This window comes from Janthinobacterium longum, assembly GCF_051380735.1.
Classification (GTDB): domain Bacteria; phylum Pseudomonadota; class Gammaproteobacteria; order Burkholderiales; family Burkholderiaceae_D; genus Janthinobacterium.
In genome coordinates this window covers 1-25,366 of record NZ_JBNYXQ010000011.1, presented here as the reverse complement: position 1 = coordinate 25,366, position 25,366 = coordinate 1, and the positions used below count along the sequence as shown (strand labels likewise).

The 25,366-nt window shown below is 61.9% G+C and carries 25 protein-coding genes; 13 read left to right on the top strand and 12 right to left on the bottom strand.

What is annotated here, in order from left to right:
- Positions 1-64: 64 nt before the first annotated feature.
- The gene (locus ACQ4WM_RS21660; RefSeq protein ID WP_436548719.1) at positions 65-2,338 is read right to left on the bottom strand and encodes an LPS-assembly protein LptD; all 2,274 of its coding nucleotides are present in this window, start codon (positions 2,336-2,338) and stop codon (positions 65-67) included.
- Between the two features lie 99 nt (positions 2,339-2,437).
- Between ACQ4WM_RS21660 and ACQ4WM_RS21655 the strand changes: the two genes are divergently transcribed.
- Genes ACQ4WM_RS21655 through ACQ4WM_RS21640 form a run of 4 tightly spaced genes read left to right on the top strand, consistent with a single transcriptional unit; the run spans position 2,438 to position 6,722 of the window.
- Positions 2,438-3,505 carry an aminoglycoside phosphotransferase family protein gene (locus tag ACQ4WM_RS21655; RefSeq protein ID WP_436548718.1) on the top strand — a complete coding sequence of 356 codons (1,068 nt, stop codon included), beginning with the start codon at positions 2,438-2,440 and terminating at the stop codon, positions 3,503-3,505.
- 14 nt (positions 3,506-3,519) lie between these two features.
- Positions 3,520-4,239 (top strand): N-acetylmuramate alpha-1-phosphate uridylyltransferase MurU, encoded by a 720-nt coding sequence (gene murU, locus ACQ4WM_RS21650; RefSeq protein WP_436548717.1) that lies wholly within the window; start codon positions 3,520-3,522, stop codon positions 4,237-4,239.
- Complete coding sequence (locus ACQ4WM_RS21645; RefSeq protein WP_436548831.1) at positions 4,239-5,561, top strand: aminopeptidase P N-terminal domain-containing protein; 1,323 nt, start codon at positions 4,239-4,241, stop codon at positions 5,559-5,561. Before murU ends, ACQ4WM_RS21645 begins: the two co-directional genes overlap by 1 nt.
- 9 nt (positions 5,562-5,570) lie before the next feature.
- Positions 5,571-6,722 (top strand): FAD-dependent monooxygenase, encoded by a 1,152-nt coding sequence (locus ACQ4WM_RS21640; RefSeq protein WP_436548716.1) that lies wholly within the window; start codon positions 5,571-5,573, stop codon positions 6,720-6,722.
- 18 nt (positions 6,723-6,740) lie between these two features.
- Here ACQ4WM_RS21640 and ACQ4WM_RS21635 read toward each other — a convergent pair whose 3' ends face one another.
- Genes ACQ4WM_RS21635 through ACQ4WM_RS21625 form a run of 3 tightly spaced genes read right to left on the bottom strand, consistent with a single transcriptional unit; the run spans position 6,741 to position 9,693 of the window.
- Positions 6,741-8,195 carry an NAD(P)(+) transhydrogenase (Re/Si-specific) subunit beta gene (locus ACQ4WM_RS21635; protein WP_436548715.1) on the bottom strand — a complete coding sequence of 485 codons (1,455 nt, stop codon included), beginning with the start codon at positions 8,193-8,195 and terminating at the stop codon, positions 6,741-6,743.
- A gap of 11 nt (positions 8,196-8,206) precedes the next feature.
- Positions 8,207-8,530, bottom strand: coding sequence for an NAD(P) transhydrogenase subunit alpha part 2 (locus ACQ4WM_RS21630; protein ID WP_312438119.1), 324 nt, complete (start codon positions 8,528-8,530; stop codon positions 8,207-8,209).
- A gap of 50 nt (positions 8,531-8,580) precedes the next feature.
- The gene (locus ACQ4WM_RS21625; protein ID WP_436548714.1) at positions 8,581-9,693 is read right to left on the bottom strand and encodes a Re/Si-specific NAD(P)(+) transhydrogenase subunit alpha; all 1,113 of its coding nucleotides are present in this window, start codon (positions 9,691-9,693) and stop codon (positions 8,581-8,583) included.
- 398 nt (positions 9,694-10,091) lie between these two features.
- Here ACQ4WM_RS21625 and ACQ4WM_RS21620 point away from each other — a divergent pair, with 398 nt between their 5' ends.
- Genes ACQ4WM_RS21620 through ACQ4WM_RS21610 form a run of 3 tightly spaced genes read left to right on the top strand, consistent with a single transcriptional unit; the run spans position 10,092 to position 11,882 of the window.
- Complete coding sequence (locus ACQ4WM_RS21620; RefSeq protein ID WP_436548713.1) at positions 10,092-10,571, top strand: NUDIX hydrolase; 480 nt, start codon at positions 10,092-10,094, stop codon at positions 10,569-10,571.
- Between the two features lie 28 nt (positions 10,572-10,599).
- Positions 10,600-11,715, top strand: coding sequence for a tRNA 2-thiouridine(34) synthase MnmA (mnmA, locus tag ACQ4WM_RS21615; protein ID WP_436548712.1), 1,116 nt, complete (start codon positions 10,600-10,602; stop codon positions 11,713-11,715).
- A gap of 23 nt (positions 11,716-11,738) precedes the next feature.
- The gene (locus ACQ4WM_RS21610) at positions 11,739-11,882 is read left to right on the top strand and encodes a hypothetical protein (RefSeq protein ID WP_436548711.1); all 144 of its coding nucleotides are present in this window, start codon (positions 11,739-11,741) and stop codon (positions 11,880-11,882) included.
- On the opposite strand, the gene ACQ4WM_RS21605 is transcribed toward ACQ4WM_RS21610, so the two are convergent.
- From ACQ4WM_RS21605 to ACQ4WM_RS21595, 3 genes are read right to left on the bottom strand one after another with little or no spacing between them, the layout of a single operon-like run.
- Positions 11,879-12,289, bottom strand: coding sequence for a response regulator (locus ACQ4WM_RS21605; protein WP_436548830.1), 411 nt, complete (start codon positions 12,287-12,289; stop codon positions 11,879-11,881). The genes ACQ4WM_RS21610 and ACQ4WM_RS21605 overlap by 4 nt on opposite strands.
- A 40-nt stretch (positions 12,290-12,329) precedes the next feature.
- Positions 12,330-13,103 carry a 5'-3' exonuclease gene (locus ACQ4WM_RS21600; RefSeq protein ID WP_436548710.1) on the bottom strand — a complete coding sequence of 258 codons (774 nt, stop codon included), beginning with the start codon at positions 13,101-13,103 and terminating at the stop codon, positions 12,330-12,332.
- A 60-nt stretch (positions 13,104-13,163) separates the two neighbouring features.
- Entirely contained in the window at positions 13,164-13,835 is a 672-nt protein-coding gene (locus ACQ4WM_RS21595; protein ID WP_436548709.1) for a glutathione S-transferase, read from the bottom strand.
- Positions 13,836-13,999: 164 nt separating this feature from the next.
- Between ACQ4WM_RS21595 and ACQ4WM_RS21590 the strand changes: the two genes are divergently transcribed.
- From ACQ4WM_RS21590 to nagZ, 4 genes are all read left to right on the top strand, one after another.
- On the top strand, positions 14,000-15,052 hold the full coding sequence (locus ACQ4WM_RS21590) for a YjgN family protein (protein ID WP_436548708.1): 1,053 nt from the start codon (positions 14,000-14,002) through the stop codon (positions 15,050-15,052).
- A 4-nt stretch (positions 15,053-15,056) separates the two neighbouring features.
- The gene (locus ACQ4WM_RS21585; protein WP_436548707.1) at positions 15,057-16,043 is read left to right on the top strand and encodes a M48 family metallopeptidase; all 987 of its coding nucleotides are present in this window, start codon (positions 15,057-15,059) and stop codon (positions 16,041-16,043) included.
- 90 nt (positions 16,044-16,133) lie between these two features.
- Positions 16,134-17,744 carry an FMN-binding glutamate synthase family protein gene (locus tag ACQ4WM_RS21580; RefSeq protein ID WP_436548706.1) on the top strand — a complete coding sequence of 537 codons (1,611 nt, stop codon included), beginning with the start codon at positions 16,134-16,136 and terminating at the stop codon, positions 17,742-17,744.
- 27 nt (positions 17,745-17,771) lie between these two features.
- On the top strand, positions 17,772-19,307 hold the full coding sequence (nagZ, locus tag ACQ4WM_RS21575) for a beta-N-acetylhexosaminidase (RefSeq protein ID WP_436548705.1): 1,536 nt from the start codon (positions 17,772-17,774) through the stop codon (positions 19,305-19,307).
- On the opposite strand, the gene ACQ4WM_RS21570 is transcribed toward nagZ, so the two are convergent.
- The 5 genes from ACQ4WM_RS21570 to ACQ4WM_RS21550 form a co-directional block, all read right to left on the bottom strand.
- Positions 19,304-20,611 (bottom strand): type II toxin-antitoxin system HipA family toxin, encoded by a 1,308-nt coding sequence (locus tag ACQ4WM_RS21570; protein ID WP_436548704.1) that lies wholly within the window; start codon positions 20,609-20,611, stop codon positions 19,304-19,306. The genes nagZ and ACQ4WM_RS21570 overlap by 4 nt on opposite strands.
- On the bottom strand, positions 20,608-20,952 hold the full coding sequence (locus ACQ4WM_RS21565; protein WP_436548703.1) for a helix-turn-helix domain-containing protein: 345 nt from the start codon (positions 20,950-20,952) through the stop codon (positions 20,608-20,610). The genes ACQ4WM_RS21570 and ACQ4WM_RS21565 overlap by 4 nt, the downstream gene beginning before the upstream one ends.
- Before the next feature lie 296 nt (positions 20,953-21,248).
- Entirely contained in the window at positions 21,249-21,527 is a 279-nt protein-coding gene (locus ACQ4WM_RS21560; RefSeq protein ID WP_436548702.1) for a DUF6587 family protein, read from the bottom strand.
- A gap of 10 nt (positions 21,528-21,537) precedes the next feature.
- Positions 21,538-23,439 (bottom strand): ferrous iron transporter B, encoded by a 1,902-nt coding sequence (gene feoB / locus ACQ4WM_RS21555; protein ID WP_436548701.1) that lies wholly within the window; start codon positions 23,437-23,439, stop codon positions 21,538-21,540.
- An 11-nt stretch (positions 23,440-23,450) separates the two neighbouring features.
- On the bottom strand, positions 23,451-23,726 hold the full coding sequence (locus ACQ4WM_RS21550) for a FeoA family protein (RefSeq protein WP_065307047.1): 276 nt from the start codon (positions 23,724-23,726) through the stop codon (positions 23,451-23,453).
- A gap of 373 nt (positions 23,727-24,099) precedes the next feature.
- Here ACQ4WM_RS21550 and ACQ4WM_RS21545 point away from each other — a divergent pair, with 373 nt between their 5' ends.
- Positions 24,100-24,336: a (2Fe-2S)-binding protein gene (locus ACQ4WM_RS21545; protein WP_436548700.1), complete on the top strand. Its 237-nt coding sequence runs from the start codon at positions 24,100-24,102 to the stop codon at positions 24,334-24,336.
- A gap of 20 nt (positions 24,337-24,356) precedes the next feature.
- Positions 24,357-25,064, top strand: coding sequence for an energy transducer TonB (locus tag ACQ4WM_RS21540; RefSeq protein ID WP_436548699.1), 708 nt, complete (start codon positions 24,357-24,359; stop codon positions 25,062-25,064).
- Positions 25,065-25,366: the final 302 nt, after the last annotated feature.

The window sequence follows — 25,366 nt, the reverse complement described above, 5'->3', positions numbered from 1 at the left end:
AAGTGAATAAAAAAACCGGTTTGCGCCAGCGCCGGGAACGCCGGCGGCAGCAGCAGCGCCCATCTTAACGGATAGGCGGGTTCAATGCCTGATAGCCAGGGATCGTTTTTGTAAATGTTTCCAGGCCATTCGCGCCCAGGCCCAGGCCGTTCGACAGGCCCGTCAGTTCCAGCTGGAAAAAGATCGGCGTCGAGGTTTTCTGGGCCGAGGTCACGAAGCGCTGCGCGCCCATGCGGAACACCCAGCAGTCGCCCTTGTATTCCAGGCCGACCAGGCCTTCAAGCAAACGGCGGTCGAGCAGCGAGTAGCTGACCCGGCCCACGCCATACAGGCGCTCGCTCAGTGGCCACTGGCCCGACACGTCGGCATTGCGGAAACTGCCGCTCTGGAAACGGCTGCCGACATTCAGCACTTTTTTGGGACCTGGCTGGTATTGTACCGAATAGGTCGAACTGACCAGATGGCTGTCAGTCGGGTTGTACTGTACCAGGCTGTCGACGGTCCAGGTTTCCGACACGCGGCCGGTAGCGCCCAGCAGGATGTCCGAACGCGCCTGGTTGACCGGCGTGGTCGACGTCAGTTGCACGCGCTGGTCGGCAAAATAGAAACGCTGGCCGAACGTCAGGCGCAGGCGCTCGGCACCATCGGCTTGCAGGAAGCGCGAGACGACGGCTGCCGTCACCTGGTTGGCGTCGCCGATGCGGTCGCTGCCGACAAAACGGTTTTCCGTGAAGAGCTGCGTCAGGTTGAACGTCGCGTCAGCGGTATCGAAATTGGGAAACTGCGACTGGTCGCGGTAAGGCGTGTAGACATAGAACAGCCGCGGCTCGAAGGTCTGCGTGCCGCCTTTGGCGCCGAACAGGTTGCTGTCGCGCTCGAACACCAGGCCGCTATCGACCGAAATGGTGGGAATCGCGCGCGAAAACGAGGTATTCGGAAACGACGCCCTGGTGGTGGCGTTGTTGTCGAGCTGATAGGCGCTGGCGTTCAGCATCAGCTTGGGCGTAATGAAGTAACCGGGGCGCACGATCGGAAAACTCACCTGCGGCACCACGACCACACGGTTGCCCTGTACCAGCGTCGGGTGCACGAAGCGCGTCACTTCGCTGTCGAGCGTCCAGTCGAAACCACCCCATACATCATATTTGCCGGCATGGAAATTAATCGACGGCAAACGGTCATATGGACGCGTCACGAACAAGCTGGGATCGGTTGCGGCAGCCGGGTCTTGCAGCACCTGGTAATTCTGTACGCGCGCCGTCAGGCTCCAGTCTTCGGTGCGGTAGTCGGTGCGCAACTCGCGCAGCAACTGGCGCTCGGTGGCGCCGGCCACGTTTTTCGAAAAGTCGCTCGGATAATTATTGTCCGACGCTTCGCGCACATCCCAGCCATAGGTCCAGCCCACAGCCAGCGCCTGCTCGTGGCGCGACTTGATCATATAGCGATCGGTCTTGGTCTGCTTGTCGTTCGGCAGGTACTCGATGGCGGTCTCGCCGCTGTACAGGCCGGCATCCGTCTCGCCCAGGTAACGCCCGACGGCGCCCAGCTGGATGCCGCGCCGCTGTATGTATTTCGGATACAAGGTCAGGTCGCGGTTCGGTGCGATATTGAGGTAGTACGGCATCAGCAGTTCAAAGCCGTTTTTCGAGTTGAAGCCCGGCGTCGGCGCCAGCCAGCCCGAGCGGCGCGCGCCCGACAGCGAGAACGAGATGCCAGGCGTGCCGAGGATAGGCACGTCCTTGAAATAAATGATGGTCTTGCTGCCGGTACCCACGTCGCGCCCGGTATCGAGATTCAGGGTGCTCGATTTCAGGTACCAGTCGGGGTTCGGGCCTTCGCAGGTACTGTAGGTACCGTCGATGATAGTCGCTTCTTCCTGGCTGATGAAGTCGACCCGCTCGGCCTTGCCGCGCCCGCCGCCGACTTCGAAGCGATACGTGGGATTGAGCAGAAAACCCTTGCCGGTCTCCATATTCAGCTTCATCACGTCGCCCGTATAATAGTCGCCGAAACGCCACATCTTGATGCGACCGTCCGCATCAAACTCATCTTCAACTTGTTTGTAACAAGCTGTATCAGCCGTCATTTTGGTAGCCGCTCCCCGCTCGATCACCACATTCTGGTTCAGATTGAGCTCGCGTTCCGGTCGGCCGCTCATGCTGTCGGCCGTCATGACGGTGGGCGCATCCGGATCTTCCACATGGACAGGATGAGGCGCGTTCTCCACATGCGGGCGGGGCGCTTTCTGGGCGTGGGCAGGCACCGCGGTGGCGGTGACGATCGCGCTGATGGCAAAAGCCCAGCGCTGTGAAGAGGGGGAGGCCGAAAACCAGCTCATGAATTCGAAGGGGCAAGCACCATTGACAGGCGATTTTTTGATTTGAATCCCTTATTATATGGGAATCCGCACGATCAACCCGATTCCACAGGCCGCTTAATGTCATTCTCTTCCAATTCCACCACCGCGCCGGCACCGGCCGACGCTCGCCTGACCCTGTTGAAAGCCTGGTTGACCACGCTGAACCTCGTCGCCGCCGATTCGGCCCGCCCTGCTTCCAGCGATGCGAGCTTCCGCCGCTACTACCGGCTTGACGTCTTGCCAGGCGCCGCCAACGTGCACGGCAGTACTCTGATCGCCATGGATGCGCCACCCGAGCGCGAAAACGTGCCCGCTTTCGTCAAGGTAGCCAGTCTGCTGAAAAACGCCGGCGTGTCAGTGCCCGAGATCGTCGCGCAAGATATCGACAACGGCTTCCTGCTGCTGTCGGACCTGGGCACCACCACCTATCTCGATGCGCTGAACCACGATAACGCGGCCGTGCTGTACGCCGAAGCGCTGGAGTCGCTGATGAAAATCCAGCAGGCCAGCGAGCCGGGCGTGTTGGCCGAATTCGACCGCGCCTTTATTTTGCGCGAAATGAATCTGTTCCCGGAATGGTTTATCGGCAAGCACCTGGGCGCCACCCTGACCGATGTGCAGGAAACCCAGCTGAACAAGGTGTTCGAGGCCATCACGGCGAATATCTTGTCGCAGCAACAAGTCTTCATGCACCGCGACTACCATTCGCGCAACCTGATGCATGTCAACGACGGTTCCCTGCCCAATCCCGGCATCCTCGACTTCCAGGACGCCGTGTACGGCCCCATCACCTACGATATCGCCTCGCTGCTGCGAGACGCGTATATACAGTGGGATGAAGAACTGGTGCTCGACTGGGTGATACGCTACTGGCAGCGCGCCAAGCAGCTGGGCCTGCCCGTCAATCCCGATATCGATGCGTTTTACCGCGACTTCGAATTCACGGCGCTGCAGCGCCACCTGAAAATTCTGGGCCTGTTCGCGCGCCTGAACTACCGCGACGGCAAGTCGCTGTACATGGGCGACCTGCCCACCGTGCTCGACTATGTGCGCAAGACCGCCAACCGCTATACGGAACTCAAACCGCTGGTACGGCTGCTCGATGCTTTAGAGAATAAAACGCCGCAAGTCGGCTACACCTTCTGATCAGAAAAGATTCCATGAAAGCCATGATTTTCGCCGCAGGCCGCGGTGAACGGATGCGTCCGCTCACCGATACCTGCCCCAAACCGCTGCTGAAAGTGCGTGGCCGTCCGCTGATAGTCTGGCATGTGCTGAACCTGGTGCGCGCCGGCATCACCGAGATCGTCATCAACCATTCCCACCTGGGCCATTTAATCGAGGAAACCCTGGGCGACGGCAGCCAGTACGGCGCGCGCATCGCGTATTCACCAGAGAGCACGCCGCTGGAAACGGCCGGCGGCATCGCCCAGGCCCGTCATCTGCTGGGCGAGGAGCCGTTCCTGGCCATTTCCGGCGATATCTATTGCCCGTATTTCGATTTCAGCCAGGTGCTTGATGTGCTGGCCGACAAGGACGTTCTGGGCACGCCTTACCCGCAAGACCAGCGCGATATCGCCTGGGCCTATCTGGTGCCGAATCCCGACTTCCATCCGGATGGCGACTTCGGCCTGACCCTGTATTCGCTCAACAACACGGGCCAGCCGAAATGGACGTTTGCCAATATCGGCGTGTACCGGCCTGAAATGTTTGACGGCATCGCGCCCGGCAGCCATGCGGGGCTGGGCGATTTGCTGCGCAAGTACGCCGAGCTGGGCCGCATCGGCGGCGAAGTTTATCCTGGCGAGTGGACCAATGTCGGCACGCCGGCCCAGCTCGACGCCCTGAACGGTGTCAAGGCGGGAGCAAGCGCAGCATGATGGCCAACCATGCAGCGCGCCGCGCGGCCGTGATGGCGCAGATGGCGCCAGGCAGCGTGGCCATCCTCGCTACCGCGCCCGAGGTGCCGCGCAACAGCGATTGCGACTATCCGTATCGCCACGACAGCGCGTTTTATTACCTGAGCGGTTTTACGGAGCCACACAGCGTGCTGGCGCTGGTGGCCGCCAGCAGCACTGCGCCGGCACGCGCCATATTGTTTTGCCGCGAAAAAAATGCCGAGCGCGAAATCTGGGACGGCTTTCGCCACGGCCCGGAAGCGGCGCGCGCCGCCTTCGGCTTCGATGCCGCGTTTGCCATCGAGGAACTGGACGTGGAAATGGCGCGCCTGCTGACTGACGCGCCGGCGATTTACTACCCGATGGGCAGCAGCCTCGATGTGCAAGTCAAGCTGTGGCGCCATACGGTACGACAAAAGGCCCGCAGTGGCGTCACGCCACCGGCAAGCGCGCATGACATTACCGCCATGCTCGACGCCATGCGCCTGCTGAAAGACCCGGAAGAACAGAACGTGATGCGGCGCGCTGCCACGATTTCCAGCGCAGCCCACGTGCGCGCCATGCGCGCCACCCGCCCCGGTCTCCATGAATATGCGATCGAAGCGGAACTGCTGTACGAGTTTCGCCGCAGCGGCGCGCAGTTTCCCGCCTATACGCCGATCGTGGCCGGTGGCGCCAATGCCTGCATCCTGCACTACAGCGCCAACGACGCGGTGCTGAACGATGGCGAACTGCTGCTGGTCGATGCTGGCTGCGAACTTGATGGCTATGCCTCGGACATCACGCGCACCTGGCCCGTCAACGGGCGCTTTTCTGCACCGCAGCGCGAACTGTATGAACTGGTGCTGGCGGCGCAGCAGGCTTCACTTGACATGGTGCGCCCCGGCCTGCAGCAAAGCCTGATCCACGAAGCGGCACTGCAGGTGCTGGCGCAAGGCATGCTGGACCTGAGGCTGCTGGACCGGCAACAGTGCGGCGGGGTGCAGGATGTCATCGCCGACAAGGCCTATATGGCTTTCTACATGCACGGCACCAGCCACTGGCTGGGAATGGACGTGCACGATGTGGGCGCCTACCGCGATACCCAGGCCGAGGGCAAGCCGTGGCGGCTGCTGGAAGCGGGCATGGTGCTGACAGTCGAACCGGGCATCTATGTGCGCCCCACGCCCGGCGTGCCGGAGCACTTCTGGAACACCGGTATCCGCATCGAGGATGATGTGCTGGTCACGCCGCAGGGCCATGAAAGCTTCAGCACGGCGCCGAAAAGCGTGGCTGAAATCGAACAACTGATGTCACAGGATTGAATCTGCCACATGCCCATATCGCCTTCGTTTGATCTTGCCATCTGCGGCGCCGGCCCGGTCGGCATGGCGCTGGCCGCCCTGCTGGTGCGGCGCGGCGCGAACGCTATCAAACCGGCCGGCATCGCCCTGCTCGACGCCAGGTCGATCGAGCAGGCCAGGCGCGACCCGCGCACTATCGCCCTGTCTTACGGCAGCCGCCAGATCCTCGAAGAAGCAGGCGCCTGGCCGGTGGCAGCCACGCCGATCCATGAAATTCATGTGTCGCGGCGCGGGCGCTTCGGGCGCAGCCTGATGGACCGCGCAGAACATGGCGTCGATGCGCTCGGCTATGTGGCCCGCTATGGCGACGTGGTAGCAGTGCTGGCCGACGAATGCGCGCGATTGGGGCTGACCACCTTGCGCCCGGCGCTGGTCACCGGCAGCATGGAAGACGCCGACGGCGTGACCGTGCCGCTGGAACAGGACGGCGTGGTGACCGATCTGCGTGCACGCTTGCTGGTGCAGGCCGAAGGCGGCCTGTTTGGCCAGCAGGCCGATCGCGCCGTCAGCCGCGACTATGGCCAGAGCGCCATCATCGCCTGGGTCAAGGTCAATGCGCCGATCGCGCACCGCGCCTACGAACGATTTACCGACGACGGTCCGCTGGCGCTGCTGCCGCAGGACGACGGCTATGCGCTGGTGTGGTGCGTACCACCAACGCGCGCGGAACAACTGCTGTCGCAGGGCGACAGCGCTTTCCTGGCGTGCCTGGGCGAGGCCTTTGGCGGACGGCTGGGACATTTCACGCACGCAACGGCGCGCCTGGCCTATCCGCTGGGCCTCAATGCGCAAGCGGCCGGCACTGCGCGCAGCGTGGCCATCGGCAATGCGGCGCAAACCCTGCATCCGGTGGCGGGCCAGGGCCTGAACCTGGGCCTGCGCGACGCCGCCGTACTGGCCCGCGTGCTGGCCCAGGACAGCAGTCCCGCAGGCTTGATCCAGTATGCAAACCTGCGCCAGTTTGATCGCAACGCCACAGTACGCGTGACCGACACCATGGCGCGCATCTTTACCGGATCGTCACCAGCGCAAAGCGCGCTGGGTCTGTCGCTGGGGCTATTGGATATCGTCAGCCCGGCGCGCAAAGGCCTGGCGCAACTGATGATGTACGGCCGCCGTTAATGCGGCGGCCGTCCGCAGTTACTCCACCGCCTTGAGCATATCCTCGATGACCTTTTTCGCGTCACCAAACACCATCATCGTATTGGCCTGGTAGAAAAGATCATTGTCCAGGCCCGCATAGCCGGAGGCCATCGAGCGCTTGTTGACGATAATGCTCTTGGCTTTGTACGCTTCCAGGATAGGCATGCCGGCGATCGGCGACTTCGGATCTTTCGCCGCCGGGTTGACGACGTCGTTCGCGCCCAGCACCAGCACCACGTCGGTCTGGCCGAATTCGCCGTTGATGTCTTCCATCTCGAACACCTGGTCGTACGGCACTTCGGCTTCGGCCAGCAGCACGTTCATATGGCCAGGCATGCGTCCGGCCACGGGATGGATCGCATACTTGACGGTGACGCCCTTGTGGGTCAGCTTTTCCACCAGCTCTTTCAATGAATGCTGGGCGCGCGCCACGGCCAGGCCGTAGCCGGGCACGATGATCACGGTTTCCGCATTGCCCATGATAAAGGCGGCGTCGTCGGCCGAACCCGATTTCACGGGCCGCTGTTCCTGTGCGCCGGCTGCGCCTGCAGCCGGCGCATCGCCACCGAAGCCGCCCAGGATCACATTGAAAAACGAGCGGTTCATGGCCTTGCACATGATGTACGACAGGATCGCGCCGGAGGAACCCACCAGGGAACCGGCGATAATCAGCATCGAGTTATTCAGCGAAAAGCCGATGCCGGCCGCCGCCCAGCCCGAGTAGCTGTTCAGCATCGACACCACCACCGGCATGTCGGCGCCGCCGATCGGAATGATGATCAGCACGCCCAGCGCAAAGGCGATGATGGCCATTATCACGAACGGCGTCCAGGCCGGTTGTACCCCATCGGCAAAGCAGAACATCAGGCCCAGGCCGACCATCACCAGCGCCAGCACCAGGTTCAGCAGGTGCTGGCCCTTGAAGCTGACCGGCGCGCCCTGGAACAGGCGGAACTTGTATTTGCCCGACAGCTTGCCAAACGCGATTACCGAACCGGAAAACGTGATGGCGCCGACAAAGGTGCCGATAAACAGTTCGAAGCGGTTACCGATCGGCAGCGCCTGGCCTTGTTCGGCGATATTGAAGGCCCATGGTTCCGACACCGCCGCCACTGCGATGCAAACGGCCGCGAGACCAATCAGCGAATGCATGGCCGCCACCAGTTCCGGCATCTTGGTCATTTCCACGGTTTTCGCGAGATAAGCGCCGATCGCGCCGCCCGTCACGATACCGATAATGACCAGGCTCAAGCCCATGCCGCCAGTCTGCTGTTCCTTCAGTTTCAAAATCAATGCCACGGTGGTGACGGCGGCGATCGCCATGCCGGAAATTCCGAAGGCATTGCCGCGGCGCGCCGTGGCTGGCGACGACAGTCCCTTCAGGGCCTGGATAAAGCACACCGAGGCGATCAGGTACATCATCGTCACCAGATTCATGGTGACGAAGCTCATGGCGTGATTCATTATTTGTCCCCTTGCTTGTCCGCCGGCCTGGCCTTCGGTTCTTTTTTACGGAACATTTCCAGCATGCGCTGGGTGACCATGAAACCGCCGAACACATTGACCGCCGCCAGCGCCACGGCCAGGGTGCCGGCCGCCTGCGCCAGCGGACCTTGCGTCAGGCCGGCAGCGAGCATGGCGCCGACGATGATGATGGCGGAAATGGCGTTGGTGACGGCCATCAGCGGCGTATGCAGCGCCGGCGTGACGGTCCAGACCACGTGGTAGCCCACGTAAATGGCCAGCACGAAGATGATTAGGTTGGTGATGGTGTGACTGATATCCATGATGCCGCTCTCCTGATGTCGATGGTTATTTTCTGACGCATTTGCGTAACTTATTTACGTAACACTTCGCCGCCAGTGCACACCAGGCTGGCCTTGATGATCTCGTCCTCGCGGTCGATCAGCAGGAGATCGTCCTTGTCGATGATGAGCTTCAGGAAATCGAGCACGTTGCGCGCATACAGGGCCGAGGCGTCGGCCGCCACCAGGGTCGCCAGGTTCGGCTCGCCGACGATATACACGCCATGTTTCACCACCGTCTTGCCCAGCTCGGACAGCGGGCAGTTGCCGCCCTGCTCCACCGCCAGATCGACGATTACGGAACCGGGCTTCATGGCCTTCACCGTCTCTTCGGAAATGAGCACCGGCGCGGCGCGGCCAGGTATCAGCGCGGTGGTGATAATGATGTCGGCCAGTTTCGCCCGTTCATGCACCAGTTCGGCCTGGCGCCGCATCCAGTCGGCCGGCATGGCGCGTGCGTAGCCGCCCGAACCCTTGGCAATTTCCTTTTCCTCGTCGGTCAGGAAAGGCACATCGAGGAACTTGGCGCCCAGCGACTCGACCTGCTCCTTGACGGGCGGGCGCACGTCGGACGCTTCGATCACGGCGCCCAGGCGCTTCGCGGTGGCAATCGCCTGCAGGCCGGCCACGCCCACGCCCATGATCAGCACGCGCGCCGCCTTGACGGTGCCGGCCGCCGTCATCAGCATCGGCATGAAACGCTGGTAGGTATTGGCCGCCACCAGCACCGCCTTGTAGCCGGCGATATTGGCTTGCGAGGACAGCACGTCCATCGACTGCGCACGCGTGATGCGCGGCACGGCTTCGAGCGCAAAGGCCGACAGGCCCACCGTCGCCATGGCGGCGATATTGTCGGCATCAAACGGATTGAGCATGCCGATCAGCACCGTGCCGGCAGCCATCAGGGAGCGTTCGGCGGCGTCGGGGGCACGCACTTTCAGCACGATGGCGCAGCCATAGGCTTCCTGGGCGCTGCCGATCTGCGCGCCGGCGGCGGCGTAGGCCTCGTCGGGAATCGAGGCCTGCAGGCCGGCCCCCGCCTGCACGACGATCTGGTGCTTCGCCGCCAGCTTCTTGACGGTCTCGGGCGTGGCCGCGACCCGGGTCTCGCCGGGCCGCGTTTCGGCCGGTATGCCTATCCTCATGATGCCTCCAGAAATTATTAAACTGATTAGAATCTAACACGTAAACTACGGCCGCAAACATTTGTGAAGCAGCAACTTATAGGGGTGCGACACGCATTTCTGCAGCGCCGCCGCCTGCCGTGCAGCCCGGCCTGCCGCGAGAGCTTGTGACAATTTCGCCACATCAATGCGTGCGTGCGCGCTTGTTTTGACCACGCAGAGCGCCTATATTGACGGGCGCACCGGCTGTCTTGCCGTCAACTTCGCCCATGCTAGTGCGCACCCCCGGCACGATGTCAGTGCCTCCCCCTGTTATTTGCAAAAACGTTGTCTTTTATCAATATGTCCGCACAAAGCTGGCCGGGTTCAAACCGTGTGCGCAGAACAAGATAAAATGTCGGCTCTTTCAAGGATGGATCATGCCGAGAATCTGGAAACCCTCTGTCACCGTTGCCGCCATCGTCGAGCGCGAAGGCCTCTTTTTACTGATTGAAGAAGAGACCAGCGAGGGCATCAAGATCAATCAACCAGCCGGCCACCTCGACCCTTTCGAGTCGCTGGAGCAGGCGGTGATCCGCGAAACGCTGGAAGAAGCGGCCTATGATTTCATCCCCACCGGCCTGGTCGGCATGTACATGTCGCGCTACCGCTCGGTGCGCACGGGCGAAGATGTCACGTATTTGCGCTTCACCTTTTGTGGCACCGCCGGCGCCGAGCATGACCGCCCGCTCGACGAAGGCATTCTGCGCACCATGTGGCTGACGCGCGACGAACTGGCGGCCTGCCAGGACCGCCACCGCAGCCCGCTGGTGTTGCAATGCGTCGACGAATACCTGGAAGGCCGGCGCGCGCCGCTGGCACTGCTGCACACGCATGCGTCTGTATTCAACAGCGCATAGCGATTATTCAAGTACATTGGAAAGCAAGATGAGCAAGAAGAAAGTCGTAATCGGCATGTCCGGCGGGGTCGATTCCTCGGTCGCCGCATGGATGCTGAAGGAACAAGGCTATGAAGTGATCGGCCTGTTCATGAAAAACTGGGAAGACGACGACGATTCGGAATACTGCTCGACGCGCCAGGACTGGATCGACGCGGCCAGCGTGGCCGACGTGATCGGGGTCGATATCGAGGCCGTCAATTTTGCCGCCGAATACAAGGACCGCGTGTTTGCCGACTTCCTGCGCGAATACCAGGCCGGCCGCACGCCGAACCCGGACGTGCTGTGCAACGCCGAAATCAAGTTCAAGGCCTTTCTTGACCATGCGATGACGCTCGGTGCCGACCTGATCGCCACCGGCCACTATGCGCGCGTGCGCCAGGCGCCGCTTGATGCCGGCCGCTACGAGCTGCTCAAAGCCGTCGACGCCAGCAAGGATCAGAGTTATTTCCTGCACCGCTTGAACCAGGCGCAGTTGTCCAGGACCCTGTTCCCGCTCGGTGAAATCCCGAAGACGGAAGTGCGCAAGATCGCCGAAAAACTGGCGCTGCCAAACGCGCAGAAAAAAGATTCGACCGGCATCTGCTTTATCGGCGAACGCCCGTTCCGCGAATTTTTGAACCGCTACCTGTCATACAAGCCGGGCCCGATGAAAACGGCCGACGGCAAGACCGTGGGCGAACACGTGGGCCTGAGCTTTTATACCCTGGGCCAGCGCAAGGGCATCGGCATCGGCGGCGTGAAGTCGTACCAGAACGCCGACGGCAGCAGCGACGCCTGGTATGTGGCGCGCAAGGATATCGCCAACAATACCCTGTACGTGGTGCAGGGCCATGATCACCCGTGGCTGCTGTCGCCGGCCTTGCACGCCGACCAGGCCAGCTGGATCGCCGGCAGCGCGCCGCAGGCAGGCGCCTTGTCGGCAAAAACCCGCTACCGCCAGGCCGATGTGGCCTGCCAGCTGCTGCCTGACGGCAATGAACTGTTCGGCCTGGCCTTCGACCAGGCCCAATGGGCGGTCACGCCAGGGCAGTCGGCGGTGCTGTATGATGGCGATGTCTGCCTGGGCGGCGGGATTATTGCCGGCGCCACGGGACTGCCTTGATCAACGTTTGAAAGGATACGCCGATGCGCATGATAGCCCGCCTCACCACCGCATGGAGCACGCTGCCGGTATTCATGCAGGCCAGCTTGCTGCTGGGCGCCACCGCGTATTTCCTGCTACAGATCGGTCATTCGTTTGGCCAGGCGCTGTATTACCTGACTCATTAAGTGCTTGACGCCTGCGCAGCAGCGGCCAGGGCCTGCTGCTTGCGCACCATGGCAATCACCGTATTGCGCACGGTTTTCAGCACCGTGTCGGCCATGAAGGGCTTGACGATAAAGCCGGACACGCCCATTGCATGGGCTTTTTGCAGCGAGGCGGCGTCGATGCCGCCCGAGACCATGAAGATCAGCGTTTTCGGAAACTGCTCGCGGATGGTCTGCACCACGTCGCTGCCGTCTTCCACTTGTTCGCGTGCGATGCAGACGAAATGCGGGCGGTGCTTGACCAGCAGCGCCAGGCCCAGCGCGCTGGTATGGCCCTGGCCGCATACATCGTAGCCGCCATCGGTCAGGACCGTGTTGAGCAGGCCGCGCGCCACGGCGCTGCTGTCGATCAGGACTGCCTTTAACATCATGATAACTTCCCTTGCTTGATTGTTGCCTGGCCTGCGATTACTTCTCCCATGCCAGCATATTCCACGTCACGCCCAGTTTCACATCCGTCTTGAGTTCGACGAGCTTTCTTGAAAGATACAGTATTTCGCGCTCTTTCCGCAGGCTTTCGCCGAGCGCCCCGGGCAATATGCCGGCGCCGGCCATCACGGCGTCGATATTGCCGTAGGCGCGCAACAGTCTGGCACCGGTTTTCAGGCCGATTTTCGACACGCCCGGAATCGAATCGGTGACATCGCCCATCAGCGCCAGCAGGTCGGGCAGCAGTTCGGGCGGCACGCCGAATTTCTTTTCGACCCAGGCATGGTCGTGCCAGGCGCACTTGAAGTGGTCCCACACCAGAGCGCCATGCGCGATCAGGCCGTGCAAGTCCTTGTCGGTGGTGGCGATCACGGCCGCGCCACGGCCTTCATTGAGCCAGCGCATGACGGCCGTGCCGATCACATCGTCCGCTTCCACTTCAGGAATACTGACCACGTGCAGGCCGAAGCTGGCCAGGGTGGCGTAAAAGCCGGGCAAGGCATCACGCAGCACTTGCGGCATCGGCTGGCGCCCTTCGCGGTAACCCGCATACAGGGCGTGGCGCCAGGTCGGGCCGCCATAGTCGAAAGCCGGCAGGATATGCGTCGGCTCGTGGTCGTTGATCAGGGTGCGGAACGACGACAGCGCATGGCGCAGCGCGATCTCCGCCTTCAGGTCGGAATCGGGTTCAGGGCTGGCTTCGTAGACGCGGCGTACGATATTCAAGCCGTCGATAGCGAGGAGTCGGGCCATGCGGTAGGTTGATGCGGGTTGAATCGATCATTTTACCGTAGCGTGGCCCGGGGGCAGCGATTACTTGGCGTAGTCGTACGGTCCACCGCGCTCCAGGGCCCGTTGATACGCCGGCCGTGCATGAATGCGCTGCAAAAACGCCGTCAGTTTCGGCAGGCGCGCGTCCAGGCCTGCGCGCGAAGCGGCCGCTTCCAGCGGAAAGCTCATCTGGATGTCGGCGGCGGAAAACTCATTGCCGGCAAACCATTTGTTCTTCTCCAGTTCCGCTTCCATATACGCCAGCTGGCTGTCGATATTGGGCTGCACGAAGGTGGTTTTCACTTTTTGTGCAATGCCGCGCGCGATCGGTTTGGCAAAGAAGGGCATCGGACTTGATTCGACCTTGTCGAACACCAGCTTCATCAGCAGCGGCGACATGGCCGAGCCTTCCGCAAAGTGCAGCCAGTAGGTGTAGCGCAGCTTTTCCGGCGAACCGGCAGCCGGCACCAGGCGGCCATTGCCGTAGCGCTCGACCAGGTATTCAATGATGGCGCCCGATTCGGCGACGGTGTTGGCGCCGTCGGTGAGCACGGGCGACTTGCCGAGCGGGTGCACGGTCTTCAGGGCGGCCGGCGCCAGCATGGTCTTCGGGTCGCGCTGGTAGCGCTTGACTTCATATTCCAGCCCCAGTTCCTCAAGCAGCCACAGCACGCGCTGCGAGCGCGAATTATTGAGATGGTGGACAACGATCATGGTATTCCCGTCAGCGATAAAGTGACTGCCAGTATAACGTGCGCGCCCGGGTGGGCCGCGCACGCGGGTAGAAGCAAAAAAGATTGCGCACGATCAATATTTCAATTGACAACATCTTGCAGATCCATCATCTTGCTTATTCTTTAATTGCAAGGACCATCCGCGTGGATATCGACAACCAACCAGCAAACATCAAGCGTGAAGCGATAACCTTCAGCGCCACCGGCAGCGAATACTTTCGCATCTGGATCGTCAACCTGCTGCTGAGCATCGTCACCCTGGGCATTTATTCGGCCTGGGCCAAGGTGCGCCGCAACCGCTACTTCTATTCGAGCACCCACCTGGCGGGCAGCAGCTTCGAATACCATGGCAATGCGATTGCCATTCTCAAGGGCCGTATCGCCGCCGTGGTGCTGATCGCCGTCTACAACATCGCCCTCAAAATCTCGCCCATCATCGGCCTGATCATGTTCGCGCTGATGGCCGCCATCCTGCCCTGGCTGGTCTGGAAAAGCCTGCAGTTCAAGCTGTACAACACCAGTTATCGCGGCATCCGCTTCGGTTTTGGCGGCAGCGCCAAACAGGCATATCTGTACTTCCTGCTGCTGCCGATCCTGAACGTCTTCACCCTGGGCCTGCTGACGCCGTTCCTGCACCAGCGCATGAAGCGCTTCCAGCACACGGAAAGCCGCTTTGGCAATACCCACTTCAGCTTCGACGCCAGCGTCGGCAGTTTCTACAAGACCTACCTGCTGTACTTCGCCATCTTCATCGGCGGCCTGGTGGTACTGTTAGTGCTCGGTATCGGCAGCACGATCGCCTCGTTTGCCACCAACGCCAGCGATCCAAGCAAGCTCGGCAACCTGATGCTGGCCGTCGGCGCCATCTACCTGTGGATGTTCCTGGTGCTGCCGCTGTTCCTGACCATGATCCAAAACCTGATCTGGAACCATACGCGCCTGCAGCAGCATCAGTTCCAGTCGCAACTGACCTGGGGCCGCACCACCTTCATCATGCTGACCAACCTGCTGGGCATCGTCATCACGCTGGGCCTGTTTACGCCATTCGCCCAGGTACGCTGGATGAAATACCACCTGGAAGCGACCTCGCTGCTGGCGCACGGCAGCCTGGACGAATTTGTCGCCGCCACCGGCGAACAGGTGTCAGCCACCGGCGAAGGCATGGTCGACCTGCTGGACTTCGACCTGTCGATGTGAGGCGATGAGCGCACCCATCCCCGCGCGCTACTTCGACGGCCAGACTTCGCGCCTGTACCACGTCACGCTCAGCGTGGACGCGGACCAGGCGGTGCTGGCCGGCGATATCGAGCGGCGCTGCCCGCTGGCGCAGCTGCATGTCTCCGAGCGCACCAGCCACGCCGTGCGCAAGGTCAGCTTTCCCGACGGCGCCTACCTGGAAATCGCCGACCAGGCAGCCTTCAACGACCTGCTGCACACCAGCGGCCACCGCGACAGCCTGGTGGTTCGGCTGCAGCAAAGCTGGCGCGCCACGCTGCTGGCCTTGCTCGCTACCGTGCTGGCGCTGTTCCTGTGCTACCAGTATCTGCTGCCGCTGGGGGCCAAGGGCCTGGCGTATGCGCTGCCGCCAGCGGTCGAGCGCCAGCTGGGCCAGGGCGTGCTGGACATGCTGGACCGCCATGTATTCAGGCCGAGCAAGCTGGCGCAAGCGCGCCAGGACGGCTTGCGCGCGCAGTTTGCCCGGCTGGGCACGCCGGACGGCAGCCGGCTTGAACACCATATCGTTTTCCGCAAAAGCAAGATCGGCCCGAACGCCTTTGCCCTGCCCTCGGGCGATATCGTGCTGACCGACGAAATGGTCGAACTGATGCCCGACGACCAGGCCATCATGGGCGTGCTGGCGCATGAACTGGGTCACTTGCAGCGGCGCCACCTGACGCGCCGCATTATCCAGACCTCGGCCGTCGGCGCCGGCGCGGCGCTGCTGTTCGGCGACGTCTCGACAGTGGTGGCGACCCTGCCGCCGCTGCTGCTGGACCTGAAATACTCGCGCGACGTCGAACGCGAGGCAGACGATTATGCAATCGCCATGCTGCGCCATAACGGCATCGCGCTGGAACACCTGGCGCAGGTGTTCGTGGCACTGGGCAAGCTCGATCACGGCACACCATATCTGTCCAGCCATCCGGCCAGCGCAGAGCGCGTGGCCCGTATTCGCGCGGCGCAGTAAGTGCAACGCCGGCCGTGGCAGCAAGCACCGCCACGGCCTTTTCAAATCACCGGTACACTCTGCGGCTAGAACGATCTTACCGGAGTGTCCATGCCCCTTGTTTCCATCCGCTACCTGACCCTGATTGCGACGGCAGCCATCTTTGTGCTCTCCCTGTTTTACTACGACCATTACTGGTTGCCATTGCTGGCCGGCGCGCTGACCTTGCTGGGCATCAGCGACCTGCTGCAAACGAAGCACGCGCTGCGCCGCAATTACCCCATCCTCGCGCATTTCCGCTATACCTTCGAAAGCGTGCGTCCCGAGATCCGCCAGTATTTCCTCGAGAGCGACAGCGAGGCGACGCCGTTTTCGCGCAACCAGCGCAGCATCGTCTACCAGCGGGCCAAGCAGGAAACCGACAAGCGCCCGTTCGGCACCCAGCTTGACGTGTACCAAGCCGGCTATGAATGGATCAACCATTCGATCGCGCCGGCCACCGTCACCGGCCATGACTTCCGCATCGAGATCGGCAACCATCCCGATTGTCCGCGCGCACGGCCGTACTCGGCCAGCGTGTTCAATATCTCGGCCATGAGCTTTGGCGCATTGTCGGCCAACGCCATCCTGGCGCTGAACGGCGGCGCGCGCAAAGGCAATTTCATGCACGATACGGGCGAAGGCAGCATCAGCCCTCACCACCGCGCCAATGGCGGCGACCTGGTATGGGAAATCGGCTCGGGCTACTTCGGCTGCCGCAATCCGGACGGCACGTTTTCGGAAGAGCGCTTTGTCGCCAACGCCAGCTCGGAACAGGTCAAGATGATCGAGCTGAAAATGTCGCAGGGCGCCAAGCCCGGCCACGGCGGCGTGCTGCCAGGGCCGAAAGTGACGATTGAAATTGCCGTCACGCGCGGCGTGGCGGTGGGCGAAGACTGCGTCTCGCCAGCTGCCCACAGCGCCTTTTCCACGCCGATCGAGATGCTGCATTTTATCGAGCGCCTTCGCAATCTGTCGGGCGGCAAGCCGACCGGCTTCAAGCTGGCGATCGGCCACCCGTGGGAGTTTTTCGGCATCGTGAAAGCCATGCTGGCAACCGGCATCACACCCGACTTTATCGTGGTCGACGGCAGCGAAGGCGGCACCGGTGCCGCGCCGCTGGAATTTACCGACCATGTCGGCACGCCGCTGCAGGAAGCGCTGGTGCTGGTGCATAACACCCTGGTCGGCGCCAACCTGCGCGAGAAGATCAAGATCGGCTGCTCGGGCAAGATCATCACCGCCTTCGATATCGCGCGCCTGCTGGCGCTGGGCGCCGACTGGTGCAATTCGGCGCGCGGCTTCATGTTTGCGCTGGGCTGCATCCAGTCGCAAAGCTGCCATACCGACCGCTGCCCGACCGGGGTGGCCACCCAGGACCCGCAGCGCCAGCGCGCGCTGGTGGTGCCCGACAAGATCGAACGGGTGGCCCACTTCCACCAGAACACCCTGAAGGCACTGGCCGAGCTGATCGCCGCCGCCGGCCTGGACCATCCGCAGGAACTGCGCCCGCACCACCTGGTGCGGCGTATTTCGCCGAACCAGGTGCGCCTGGCCTCGGCCCTGCTGCCGTTTCTGGAGCCAGGCCAGCTGCTGGACCCGGACCAGTTGCCGAAGCTGCCACCGGTGTTCGGCCTGTACTGGCCCAAGGCACAGGCAGAGTCGTTCAAATCACTCGATTAATACCAATTGATAAGCGGAGAAATGGCAATGGAGCAGGGATTGCGCGAAAAAACAGGACAGCTGTTCATGGTGGGCTTTGACGCCCTGGAAGCGAATGACCATATCAAGACGCTGATCCGGCAACACCGGGTGGGCGGCGTGATCCTGTTTCGCCGCAATGTGCACACGCCCGAACAGGTATCGAGGCTGTGCCGCGAACTGCAGGACATCAATGCAGAAGTATCCGATATTCCCCTCCTGATCTCGATCGACCAGGAAGGCGGCATGGTGATGCGCATCGAACAGGGCGTGACGCCGATTCCGGCCGCGATGGCCTTCCAGGCGGCCGGCTCGCTCAATGATTGCGAGCGCCTGAACCAGGTCAGCGGCGACGAAATGCGCCAGGTCGGCATCAATATGCTGCTCGCGCCGGTGCTCGACGTGAACAACAACCGCAGCAACCCGGTGATCGGCGTACGCGCCTATGGCGAAGACGCCGCCACCGTGATCGACTACGGCATGGCCGCCATGCGCGGCCAGCAGTCGACCGGCATGGCCGTCACCGCCAAGCATTTTCCCGGCCATGGCGACACGGCCACCGACACGCATTACGCGATGGCAAAGGTAGCCCATGACAAGGCGCGCCTGCACGCGGTGGAACTGGCGCCGTTCCGCGCCGCGATCGCCTCTGGTGTCGACGCCATCATGACGGCGCACGTGGTCTTCCCGGCCTTCGAGCTTGATACCAGCGTGCCGGCCACCCTGTCGAAAAGCGTGCTGACCGATCTACTGCGCGGCGAAATGAAATACGACGGCGTGGTGATTTCCGACTGCCTGGAAATGGCGGCAATTGCCGATGGCGTGGGCATCAGCGGCGGCGCCGTCGCCACCCTGCAGGCGGGCGCCGACATCGTGCTGATTTCGCACCGCCAAGCGCAGCAGCAAGCCGCCATCGAGGCGGTGGTGGCGGCGGTGGAAAGCGGCGCCATCTCGATGGCGCGCATCGATGAAGCGCTGGCACGGGTGCTGGCGCTCAAGCGCGTACATGCCGTGCAGGACTGGCGTGAACGCGCAGTCGTGCCGCCTTCGCTGATGCAGCCCGACGCCATGGCGCTGGCGCGGCGTGTGCAGCAGGCGGCGCTGCAGGTACAGGGATCTTATCGCCCGCTCGACGCCAGCTTGCCCGTGACCCTGATTACGGTGGAAGTGCGGGCGCGCAGCGAGATCGACGAAGTGGCGCTGGGCCGCAACCAGGAAGCGCGCAGCTCGATGCTGCCGGCGCTGCTGGCTGCCGGTTTCGACGTGCAGGAATATGCCTTGTCGGCCCAGGCCGAAACCGGCGAAGTGGACGCCGCCATTGCCTTTGCGCAAGGCGCGCGGCAGATCGTGCTGCAGACCTATAACGCCCTGTTTGTCGAAGGCCAGCGCCGCCTGGTGGGCGCCCTGCCGCACGACAGGCTATGGCTGGTGGCAGGCCGCCTGCCGTACGACCTGGATCTGGCGCCGCAAGCGCAAGGCCGCCTGGCGGCGTTTGGCTGCCGCCCGGCCGCTTTGGTGCCGGTGGTGGACAAGCTGGTGGGCTAGGACGTCGAGGCCAATGCGACGCCCCCTGAAAGGCGCTCGTTAATTGCACGCCACATGCTGTCGGGCGCCTGCTTGAGCAGTTCCGGCCATGTCTGTCTGGCCTTGATGGCGACGCTTTTCGCCACCTGCACGATACGGCCACGACGCATCACCCTTGCCTTTGCCAGTAACGCATCGAGGTCATCCCAGGTAAATGCACGCACCGTCTTGTCGATGGCCCGATTGATCGCATAATCTTGTTCAGATACTCCTTCGAAGAATGCCGTGATGCATACTGGGTCATACAAGGGCGCCAGTTCCGGGTGGATGCCATCCGGATAGCGAAAGGCCCAGTTCTTCAGGTGCGCATCGGTATTGCCCATCAGGATGAACGTCACGAAGCGGTTGACGAATTCCTGCACGTCCTGTGCAGGCCGTACTGACAACTGGTCGATGATGCGCAGCATGTCCGAGTAATCCTTCTCAAACCCCTTGCCATATTTATGCTTCGGGTCATACCCCAGCACCTGGGCGAATTCTTCCATGTGTATGCGTTGGCCGGCCGGGCCGCGGTCAAACCGCTGCACCGCGAGAATGTCCTCAAAGGGAACGGCTTCCGGCAGCTCCGCATCGGCGCGCGAAATCACCGATGCCTGGGCACAATCGAGGCCCACCGCCTTGCAAAGCTGGAAGCCCATGAACTCGTTGGCCACCAGGTCGGGATGACGCGTCGTGGGCAGCTTGAGGATGGTCGAGCCGGCAGCGCCGTGGCGTTTGACGACATAACGGCGTCCTTCGAGTACCGCCGAAAACTTGGTGATGACGCCTGGCAGCGCCGACGCATCTTCGACAGGGAATTCAACGAAGCCCGGCTCGAGGACGTCCAGGCCCAGTGCCGTGTGCCAGTGGCGCACCACATCCGGTATCGCCTCATCGGTGGGAACCGGTTCAACTTCAATCGCCCCCATCAAGTCATGGCCGGCAGCAGCCAATAGCTCGAACTCGTCGTCCGCGCTACATCCACGTTGCGCGGCCAGCCGGTCGCGATTATGGCCCTCCGGCAGCAAGTTCTGAAAGTAAGCGGGCCATTTGCCGTCGCTACGCGACAGGCGTATATCGCGCGGTGCAGTCAGTATCTGTTTCGTGGCGGCCTCGCCACCCCCCACATAAGCTAACGACAAGGTTTGCCTGCCGGCATGATTGACATAATCGTCGTTGAACGATACCCGCAGGATGTCACCGTACTGTGACAGATAGCCTATAAGATTCCTGGTCCCCGAAGGCGAGTGCAGAAACATTCGCAAGTAGCGAATCGATGTGCTCATTGCTTTCCTTTGGATGGCACAGGTTTTTTGGACGGTGCAGCAGGCTGCAGCAGTTCGTCAACCAGCGAGGGCGGCGCACCGATGCCCGATGGTTGACCGAGGAAGCGGCCGCCTGACCGAACAAAATCCTCCAGGTCCGGCCGAAGCGACTTCGGCACCAGCATCAAGTCCATGCCGAGCGTGCGCGCAAGCACCAGCAGTGTCGAAAGGCGCGGGTCAATCTTGCGGGCCTCCGTGCGCTGAACCGTCATTCGGCTTACGCCCGCGTGTTGTGCCAGCATCTGGTGGGTGAGACCGGCAGCTGTCCGTGCGTTTTGAAGTTCGTCCAGAATATTGCTCATGATAGTACTCATTTCTTTTAAATTGAGTACAAAGATTAGCATATCAATGAGAAAAACCACCAAAAAAGATTAGTATAATACTCAATTATTCAGATAAGAGTACGATACTACTTATATTTCAAGAAGTGCGTCCAGACTTGAATCACGCCCATGCAGGCATAAAAAAACCCGCAAATGCGGGTTTTTCAGGAGCCAGGTGGCCAGCGCTAACATGAATATCAACAGTATCGCCGTTTGTGCTCCTCCTTGCGCTGCATCGAGCCCATAGTGGCGCCAGCGCTGGCATCGATCAAGGTTTAACGCTGCACCTGCATCATGATCACGCGCTTCTTGCTGTCGCTACTGCCGGCCGGCGTATCCGTTGGTGGCGCAGGCGTATCGCAGGAGCCACAGGAACCACAGCCGCTGCCGCAGCCCGGCGCAACCTTGAAGAACCTGGCCATCTTTTCTTCATTCAGGCCGCAGCGCACCAGGCCACGCACGATGGCGCGGCGGGCGCCGGCCGGCAGGTAGCGGGTCGAAAAGTGCAGCAGCGCCGCGGCGACGATCAGGGCGACGATCAGGGTTTGCCACATACAAGTCTCCTCAGGCGCCCAGCAACAGGGCAACGCGGTAAGTGATGAACGAGGCGCCGTAGGCCAGCGCAAACATATAGCCGGCCATCAGCAACGGATAGCGCCAGCCGCCCGTTTCGCGCTTGACGACCGACAGGGTCGACAGGCATTGCGGCGCGAATACATACCAGGCCAGCAGCGACAGGGCGGTGGCCATCGACCATGAATGGGCGATCAGCGGCTCCAGCGTCGAGGCCAGCGCGTCGCCGCTTTGCGACAGCGCGTAGACGGTGCCCAGGGCGCCGACGGCCACTTCACGCGCGGCCATGCCCGGCACCAGCGCAATGCAGATCTGCCAGTTGAAGCCGATCGGCGCGAAGATCACTTCCAGGCCGCGGCCAAGGATGCCGGCCAGGCTGTAGTAGATAGGCGGATGGATCGCGTTGTCCGGCGGGCCGGGGAAGGTGCTGAGGAACCACAGGATAATCATCAGGGTCAGGATGATGGTACCGACGCGCGTCAGGAAGATCTTGGCCCGTTCCCACAGGCTGACGGTCAGGTTGCGCAGGTGCGGCCAGTGATAGCTGGGCAGTTCCAGCAGCAAGGCCTGCTTCGCCTTGCTGCCCATGCTGCGCTTCATCACCCAGGCCACGGCCATGGCCGAGATAATGCCGGCAAAATACAGCGTAAACAGCACCAGGCCCTGCAGGCTGAGCACGCCCCATACCTGTTGCTCGGGAATAAAGGCGGCGATGATCAAGGCATACACGGGCAGGCGCGCGGAGCATGTCATCAACGGCGCGATCATGATGGTGACCAGGCGGTCGCGCGGATTCTGGATGGTGCGCGCCGCCATCACGCCGGGAATCGCGCAGGCAAAGCTCGACAGCAGCGGAATAAAGGCGCGACCGGACAAGCCCACGCCACCCATCAGGCGGTCGAGCAGGAAGGCCGCGCGCGGCAGGTAGCCGCAATCTTCCAGGCTCAGGATAAAGAAGAACAGGATCAGAATTTGCGGCAGGAACACCAGCACGCTGCCGACGCCGCCGATCACGCCTTCGACCAGCAGGCTTTTCAGGTGGCCATCAGGCATGTTCGCCGTCAGCAAGGCGCCCAGATGCTCGACGCCGCTGGTAATCATTTCCATCGGCGTGGCGGCCCAGGTAAACACCGCCTGGAAGATCAGGAACATCAGCACGGCCAGGATGATCGGGCCGAACACGGGGTGCAGCACCACGTTGTCGATTTTTTCGGTCAGGTTGCCACTGTCGGCGGCGTCGTTGCTGACGGCGGCCAGGATGCGGCGCACTTCGCGCTGAGTCTCTTCCACCGACACGCTGTCGATATTTGACAAGGGCTGCGGATCGGCCGGCGGCAGCGGCAGCATGGCGTCGATGGCGGCCAGCAGCGCCTTTTCACCGTCGTGCTGCACGGCGATGGTCTCGACCACGGGCATGCCCAGTTCTTGCGACAGTTTGACGGTGTCGATCAGCATGCCGCGCTTCCTGGCCACGTCGGTCATGTTCAGCGACAGCAGCATCGGCAGGCCCAGGCGCTTGACTTCCAGCACCAGGCGCAGATTGAGGCGCAAATTGGTGGCGTCGACCACGCAGATGATGGCGTCCGGCCGCGGGTCGCCGGGGCGCAGGCCGCCAACCACGTCGCGCGTGATCGCTTCATCGGGGGTGGTGGGCGACAGGCTGTAGGCGCCCGGCAAGTCGAGCACGCGCACCGGTATACCGGCCGGCGAGGTGAAATGGCCTTCCTTGCGCTCGATGGTGACACCGGCGTAGTTCGCCACTTTCTGGCGCGAACCGGTCAAGCGGTTGAACAGGGCGGTCTTGCCGCAGTTCGGATTACCCAGCAGGGCGATTTGTGGCTGGTGCGTCGGCTTGTGCAAGCCAGCACCGGTGATGTTTTCTACGGCACCCATGGTTGTTCCGGTCAGGTCAGCGGTTGAATCGTGATCAGCGCCGCCTCAAAGCGGCGCAGTGCGAACGTGGCATTGCCTACGCGGATGGCGAGCGGATCGCCGCCGGGCAGGCCGCGCTTGAGCATGCGGATCCGTTCGCCGGGCACGAATCCCAGCTCCATCAAGCGGCGCGCAAGGTCGACGCCGTCTTCCATCTGGTCCGCCGGCAAGGGCGTGATATGCAACACCGTACCGCTCTGGCCAACCGCCAGCGCATCGAGCGTCATCAAATTTGGAACTAGAGTCATGAGCAAATCCGTTCAAGTAGTAAGGCATTCCACGACTGTGTTGTGAAATGCCGACAACCGGGCCTGAAAAAGAGCGGCAGGCGCCGACCGTCCGAGACAATACCAGCATTATAAGCACGAATGCGAATTGTTTTTATTTAGCCCCACGGATGGCCCTGGATCAGACCGCCATACCCTGCCACCGGCTTGCAGCCAGCATGCCGACGCCATCGCCGCGATCAAGACGGCGCATCAAATCGCTTGCAAAGTGCGCGTCTTTGCGCGACAATTGAAACGTAATGATAATGATTCTCATTAAAATGATGGCAACAGTATCAGATGAGACCGGTTTTTCTTCTTGTGTTTCCTGTGACTTTATCCAGAAGGTGCATCAATGATTGTATGTGTCTGCAACAACATATCTGATCGTGAAATTCGTCAAGCCGTCGACCTGGGCCTGTCCACCATGGCTGAACTGCGCCGTGACCTGGGCGTGGCCACCTGCTGCGGCAAATGCCATACCTGTGCGCGGGAAGTGCTGAGCACCCACCTCGATGCAACCATGGGCGCCACTGCAGCCTTGCGTGAAACGGTGATCTCGCGCACAGAGGTCGCCGCCTTCAGCAATTAAAAAAGAAAGCGATGAATACCATGACGATGATGCCCCCGCCCATTACGGTGCAGGCTGTGGAACAATTTGCCGGCTTCGAGAAGAAGCGCAGCAAGTTCGTACCGCTGACGCTCATCCTCGTGCTGCATGTAGCCGCTTTCTATGCCATCCAGAGTGGCTTGCTCAGCCGCGTGGTCACTGCCGCCATGCCCACCATCACCACTGTCAGCATCGTTGCACCACCGGCGCCGCCGAAGCCGCCGACACCATCGATTCCGAAGACGGTAGAACTGAGCGCCCCGGCGCCGCAAGCCTTGATTCCGCCGCTGCCGCTGATTGCCGTGGCGCCAACCGAGCCGACCATCACGCCGCCGCAGCCGAGCCGCGCCGAAGCGGCGCCGCCAGCCACCAGCGCGCCGGCAGCGCCATCGACACCGGCCCCGTCGCCACCGGCGCCTGCACCAGCCACGCCGCGTACCGTCAGCAGCGTCGAATACGTCAAGGCACCGCAACTGATCTACCCCAACATGTCACGTCGCCTGGGTGAAAGCGGCACCGTGGTGCTGCGCATCCTGATCAATGAGAAAGGCCTGCCCGAGCAGATCGTCGTGCAGAAATCGACCGGCTACAGCAACCTCGATGAAGCAGGCCGCCAGGCCGCCATGCGCGCCCTGTTCAAGCCGATGATCGAAAACGGCAAACCGGTGCCGGTGTATGTACTGGTGCCGCTGACCTTCCAGCTGAGCTAGCCTGCGCGGCCCGCGCGCCGCCACCAGCCACGCCGTTTTTTAGTCAAGCGATTTGCTTGTTGAGTCTGCCAGCCTACATCCCCGGGCCAGGCAGACTTTTTTTTGGGGTCAGACCCTCAATGCCGCTAACGCAAAGGTCATTGCTAACGGGCGAGGAGGTCTTATATCTTGAAAATTGTGTAAATTACGATTCACGGACACGTCAGCCTGCAGGGTCTGTGGGAGCAAATCCCGAGGGTCAGCCTACGGCGGCGTGTCCGATTCTATTAGCCCGAACAGTTGTCAGGGGGAGAACCCCGGAT